This window comes from Shewanella sp. cp20 (genome assembly GCF_000832025.1).
Classification (GTDB): domain Bacteria; phylum Pseudomonadota; class Gammaproteobacteria; order Enterobacterales; family Shewanellaceae; genus Shewanella.
Genome location: NZ_JPII01000057.1, coordinates 1 through 5,785 on the forward strand (window position 1 = coordinate 1; position 5,785 = coordinate 5,785).

Sequence of the window (5,785 nt, forward strand, 5' to 3'; positions counted from 1 at the left end):
TCAAATTCGCCCAACTGGCGTGCCATGCCGCCGATACTGGGGGAGCGTTTCTCTAAGGGGATGCCGATGGCCTTAGCGAAAAGCCTCGATGATACTATGATGTCGACCTTCTTGCCCGCCACATCGATCAGGTAGGCCCTGAGCTGGCGCATGATCAGATCGAAGATATAGGCGATGCCGGCGCCAATGGCGAGTACCCATAGGGACTCGAAGGCGAGGTTAGGCACCACCTTGTCATAGACATTCATGATAAACAGTGGCGATACCAAGGCGAACAGGTTTACCAGCACAGAGGCGATTAACGCGTCTCGGTAGATGGGCGCCGAATCTTTCAGGGTTTGGATAAGCCAGTGGGTACGACTGTCGTGCAGATGCACATCCAGTCCCATGTCGCCACGGTACTGTTGTTTAACGAGAAACAGATACCCGACGTACATGGCTTCGAGCGCTTCTATGCTGAGCACTTCTTCGCCGCCGGTTTCTGGCAACTGAATCACAGCCCTGTCTTTGTCTATATCGATTTCTCGTAGCAGACAGGCATTCTTATCTTTTAGCAGCAAGATACAAGGCAGGAGGATCGGGGAGATCTGGTCCAGCCCTTTACGAGTCAACTTGGCCGCCAACCCGGCTCGGCTTGCTGCCTGAGGGACAAGTTCGGGTGTCAAAATACTCCCCGACAGCGGCAGTCCAGCGGCTAATGACTCGCTGGAACAGGGGCTGCCAAAGTATTCTGTCAATAACACTAAACTGTCTAACAAGGGATCAACAGTCACTCTTTGGGAGGCTGAAACTGTCCATTGTTCAGTTTTTGGAGACGCTGAAGCTTGCACCTTAAAAGCTTATCCTTAAGATTTTATTATAAAATTATCGTAGAACAATTATAGAAGTAATACTAAAACATCACCAAAGTAAAAATGACACCAATTAGCCGAAACTAGTTGGTGTCATTCATTACTGACCTTGATTAAGGTACTAGATGCTGGATCTGTCCATCATCGTCTTGGGTCGTTGGTACGGCAAAGCTGGAAGCAGCCTGGTTCACGTCGGCATTGTCTACGATCAACGCCCCATTACCTTCTGAACCGAGTAGACCGTTGATGATTTGACCATCTGTTGTCCCCAGGTGGCTCAGGTCGACACCATCGAGCACTATGGTCTGATCCACATGACCATCGTTATTGGCATCAATTTCGATGGTAGTTGAACCGTTATCAACGGTGAAGTGCAGGTAGTCTTCCAAGTTACCGCCGTTTTCGCCCTGGAGCAGATCGCTTAGATCCAGCTTGTCCTGGTTGATATCGAAATCGGTAATGTGGTCGGTACCCGTATCACCTTGCTGCCAAACGAAAGTATCGGCTTCGCTATCGGCCTTACCTGTGCCACCGGTTAGGGTGTCATCGCCCAGGCCACCGATGAGAATATCTTCGCCGGCACCGCCGATCAGCATGTCGCTGCCATGGCCGCCTAGTAGCATATCATCGCCACTGCCGCCGTGAAGCTCGTCATTGCCGCCTTGACCGAAGAGGATGTCGTTGCCCTGATTACCGGCAAGAATGTCGTCTCCGTCATGATCTCGTGAGGTATCGAACAGCGCTGGATTGGCCGCCACGAATTCGTGAACATCTTGTATGGTGACAGTTGAAGCATCTTCACCCAGTTGCTGTGCCACAAATTTCTGCAGCGCTGCGTAGCCCTGGCCGTCAATGCCGTCGAACTGAACCAGATCGCCAAACACTATGTCGTGGCCCTCGCCGGCGTTAACCGTGTCATCACCTTGAAGTAGCATCTCTTTAGAGCCCAGGATGATGCTGGCCAGATCGCTGACGTTGATGTTGGTGGCTACGTTGCCATCTGAATCATAAGGGGTAAGCTTATTCAGGCTAATACCGCTGCCTATGCCGATGGCTTCGACATTAGAAAGAGTGTTAAGCACTTGGAAGGCCGCCAATGCTTCAGATTCTGCCGTGACGTCTGTACCGTTACCATTGCTGTATCCAGAGGCTATCTTCGCGACATAGTAGTCGCCATTTTCGTCTACTCTGATAGAGCCAATTTGGCGACTATCCATATCGTATCTTGAATAGCCCGACCAGTAGTTGATGTTGCCGTATTCGTCAATTATCACTTTTCCGCGATAAGTTAACTCTTTGCCTGGAGTATAATCATCAAGAAGATCTGATAGGGTTCTATCGTCTCCGCTTCTGTAATTATCGGTATAATAAACCCACACATCTTCAGGATCGGCATCAACGTTGTAGTTGTTGGTTTCACCATCTGTAATGAAGTAGGTCAGGTTGGTTCCTGTATTGCTAGCTGCCGAACCATGACTAAACCAATCGATGACAGTCTCAAATGCCGCCTCGTAGTTGGTTCTACCGTTGTCGCTGCTGATTTCGTTCAGTACGCTCTCTAATTTAGAGATAGCATCTGAATCGGCGAGATTAACGGCCACATGTGCCTTAGTGCCGCTATTGAAGTCGACAAGTAATACGTTCACCGTACCTGAGGTAGCGCCACCCACGCTGGCCTTCAATGTATTGAAGACCTGTAGCAGCTGATCCTTAGCCGACTCAATTCGATTCGAGCCCATACTTCCTGACGAATCCAGGATAAAGGCGACATTGTAGTTTTCGCCCTGTACTACCTGTATGCCAGTTGTGTCACTGACAATGACATCATTATCTTCGCCACCATTGATCACGTTGTCGCCATCTGTACCGTTGTCATAGTGGTAGTTTCTCAGCGAAACATCCAGCATAGTCTGGCTAGAGGCGCTATCAGAGTTGCTTTGCTCAACTGAGCTTGCCTTAATGGTCAAGGTGAATTCCAGATCGCCATTGTAGCTATCGTCCGCCTTGATGCTGAGGTTGCCCAATTGGTTAACGCTGACTGTCCAGCTGCCATCGGCGTTGAGAGTACCGGCGGATAACGAGACGCCACTTGGGACACCTTGAATGGTAACGTCTGTCAGTGACTCACTACCATCTCTGTCGACGAGTGCCACGTTTATATCCAGGGCTACTTCGCCTTGGACTACGTCACCTGTACTTGCGCTCAGTATCGGAGCATCGGCGACAGCTACGACATTCAGATCGAGAATAGCCGTGTCACCCGTATTGGTGAGATATTCAATCTGTGACAGCGTACCGCTCCAATGCTGATTTGGTTCGAACGTAAAGCGACCATCTGCGTGGATACTCAGTTTGCCTTCGGTAAGGTTAATGATGCTGCCATCTGCCTGATATGTCTTTCCTGATAGCTTAAAGCTAACGATAGATAACTCGTCGTCAGGATCGATATCATTCGTGAGCAGATTGCCTGAAAGATCATGATCTTCTGTTCCGCGAACACTATCATTTACCGCTTCTGCATAGTCACTGACAGAGACTGTGATAGTGGAAACAGCCTTCTGCCCCAGAGCATCGACGCCGACAATGTTGATGCCGGTAATTACTAGATTCTCGCTAGAAACATTATGTGGGAAAGAGGCCAATAGTTCGGCAGTAACGCTAACGCTTCCCTCTTCGCCACTTTCGATACGATTACCATTCAGGGTCAGGCGGATAGCCTCTTTACCCATGAAGGTACCTATGAGTTGTCCGTTCTCGTTAAATGACCAGCTTATCTTGGCGTTGACACCAGAGACTTGGATATTATCCGTATCGCCAAACTGGAATGCCGTAATCGACTCGCTGCCAGACTTGAAGCGCAGCGTCTGTAAGTCGGACTCGGTGCCATCTTTGTATAGGTCGCCCTCGCTTAAGGTGGAGATTGCATTGGCAGTCAGCGCCGTTGGTGCCGTAGTTGTGCTGCCAGGTGCATCAAGGTCAATATGGATAGAACCTGTAGAGGTATCGCCATCGCTGTCAGTAACATTGACTGTGAAGTCGAGATCTACATCTACGGTAGAGCTGACGATATTTTCTGCCGACGTACCAGTAAACTGGAAGTTGGCATGCCCCCCTTGCGCACTGGTGGACACTTCGATATAGCTAATTTCGCCAAGGTTCCCAATGGTTTGTCCGCTGGTAATGTCGCCTTCACCCAGCAAGTTGCCATTGGCATCGTAGGCCTTGTAATGGATATAGGTGGCACCGCTAAAGTTGATCGAAGCGGAGGCTACCTCATTGGCGTAGTCGATGATGAGTGCTTCGCCTTGATCGACCCAGGCGTTTTGTGCGCCGAAACCATTGGTGTTGCCATTGACGGTGCTTGCAATGCTGCCCGATGTAGACGTTAAGGTGAATGCAATGTCATTCGGATTCGTTACATCATTAATATCGTTATAAATTGTACCATCGGCCATCACATAGGCTGCTGGCGTGTTACCGCCTTTACCACCACTCATGTTGGCTACAGTCACTGTGCTGAGTTCATCGATGGCATGCTTCAGATCTAGCTGGTAGCTATCGCTATTCGGATCGATAGATAGGGTAAATATCACCGATTGCGCACCGTTGCCAGAATCGTAAGCCGAAGGTGTGCCACTGGTATCCGAATAGGCAATGAGTATGCCTGGATTGGCCGGATCGACATAGTAGAACACGGTCAAACCACCGGCGGTAATGCCTGAGTCGGAGAAGGTTCCCCCGCCCGAAATATTGCCTGAGAGGTCTGCACTAAAGTCTTGATCTGCGCCGTCGACATTGATAACGCCATCATAGATACCTGCGGCATTGTCACCGGCAAGGTCTAGCGGATCGAGCGTGACGCCGTCGTCGATAACCTTCACGGATACAGAACCCGTGGCGGTTGCATTACTTGTATCTGTCGCTTCTACAGTGATGCCATTGATGACAATGTCATCGACGTTTGCGCCGTGTGGCAAGTTATCCAGCAGGGTCACTGAAACAGTTACCGAACCGGTGGCGCCCGCGCTGATGTTACTACCCGATAGACTGAGCTGTAATACCGGTGTGCCGTCTATGCTGCCGATCAGGTTACCCGAGGCATCAAGGTCCCAGCTAATGTTGGCGTCAAGGCCGCTAACATTGATATCGCCAATATTAGTAAAGGCAAAACTGGTGACATCGTATACGCCTGCGGTGAAGCTTAGCCCTGAACTGTCAGTGTCGGTTGCTGAGGCAAGTGTGTTGGCGTCATCGACTGTAAGGTCAACGTTGCTGCCACCGTCGACAGTTGGGTCAACCACGATGGTCAGGGTGGCGGTGGCACCGGTGTTGGTGGTGTAGGTCACCACCGGCACGTTGCCGTTCCAATCTTGGTTTGGTGTAAAGGTGTAAGAGCCATCGGCGTTCAACACCAGGGTACCGCCGTCGAGATCAACGCTGTCACCGGCGTTGTAGACCGTGTTATCACCGTCGACAGTGAAGGTGGCCACTGACAGTTGGCTGTCGACGTCACTGTCGTTATCGAGCACGTTACCGCTTGCGACGGTGTCCTCGTCGACGGTGTTGAAGTCATTGACGGCGTTGGTGGCATCGTCCACAGGCGTGACCACGATGGTCAGGGTGGCGGTGGCACCGGTGTTGGTGGTGTAGGTCACCACCGGCACGTTGCCGTTCCAATCTTGGTTTGGCGTAAAGGTGTAAGAGCCATCGGCGTTGATCACCAGGCTGCCACCTTCTAGCTCGACGGTAGTACCAGCGTTAACGGTTTGACCGTCGACGCTGAAGCTGACCACTGACAGTTCGCTGTCGATATCGCTGTCGTTATCGAGCACGTTACCGCTTGCGACGGTGTCTTCTGCCACGGTGTTGCTGTCGTTGGCCAGTACAGATGGATCATCTACTGGGGTGACAGTAATGGTCAGGGTCGCACTTTC

The 5,785-nt window shown here is 50.9% G+C and carries 2 protein-coding genes; both read right to left on the reverse strand.

All coding sequences use genetic code 11. The features are described from left to right. On the reverse strand, positions 1-830 hold an 830-nt coding region (locus tag DB48_RS19555), incomplete at its 3' end, for a cysteine peptidase family C39 domain-containing protein (protein ID WP_041511864.1). Between the two features lie 134 nt (positions 831-964). Continuing rightward, positions 965-5,785, reverse strand: a 4,821-nt coding sequence (locus DB48_RS19560) for a beta strand repeat-containing protein (protein ID WP_041511863.1), incomplete at its 5' end; no start/stop codon positions are given.